Source organism: Acinetobacter sp. AS5, assembly GCF_048957595.1.
Classification (GTDB): domain Bacteria; phylum Pseudomonadota; class Gammaproteobacteria; order Pseudomonadales; family Moraxellaceae; genus Acinetobacter.
In genome coordinates this window covers 1-833 of record NZ_JARDAL010000152.1, presented here as the reverse complement: position 1 = coordinate 833, position 833 = coordinate 1, and the positions used below count along the sequence as shown (strand labels likewise).

Below are 833 nucleotides of genomic sequence, written 5' to 3'. Positions count from 1 at the left end.
GAAACCTTTGCACGAATAAACACACAAAAGTTCATTAAATTGGTATAATACAATAAAATCAATCACCTAGCAAAAAACACGACTATGGCATGGAAACAAACAGGGCAACTCTCCCTAGCAGACAGTCTCATTAACGCTCACAAAGCCATCGAAGAATTAGATGAACTACACAACCTAATTGACTGGCAAACTATCGAGCAAACCTTACGCCACGTTCATAGCAGTGAGCGTGGGGAATCTGCCTTTCACCCTGTCATCATGTTTAAAGTATTACTCTTACAAAAACTCTATAACCTATCGGATCCAGCCATGGAAAAACAACTGGCACGAGACTTACTATTTCGTCGCTTTGTTGGCCTATCATTAACGGATGATGTACCCGACCATAGCACCATTTGGCGATACCACAAACACCTAGGTGAGCTTAGACTGATTGAACCATTGTTCAACCAAATCAATGAGCAACTAGCCCAACAAAACATTTTTATCAAAGCGGGCAGTGTCAGCATCATCGATGCCAGTATCGTTGAAGCTAAAAACAAACGACCTAAGAAAGGCAAACACACCGACAATACCCAAGATAACGAAGCCGCCTATGTCAGTAAAAAAGACAGTACAGGTAAAGTAAAAACCACCTACGGCTTTAAAATTCATCTCAACTGTGATGAAGACAGCTTTGTCAAAAAGGTTGAAACTACCCCTGCCAATGTCCATGATTCCCAATGTTTTACCACGCTGTTAACAGATGATGAATCAGCCGTGTATGCTGACAGTGCGTATAAAAGCCAAGCCCATGATGACTACCTTGCCGAGCATGAACCACCGATAAAAAA

General features: G+C 41.7%; 1 protein-coding gene. It reads left to right on the top strand.

Going from position 1 to position 833, the window contains the following annotated elements; all coding sequences use genetic code 11:
• Positions 1–84 precede the first annotated feature (84 nt).
• The coding region (locus PV763_RS17700; RefSeq protein ID WP_420938299.1) for an IS5-like element ISAba23 family transposase at positions 85–833 on the top strand (749 nt) is incomplete at its 3' end.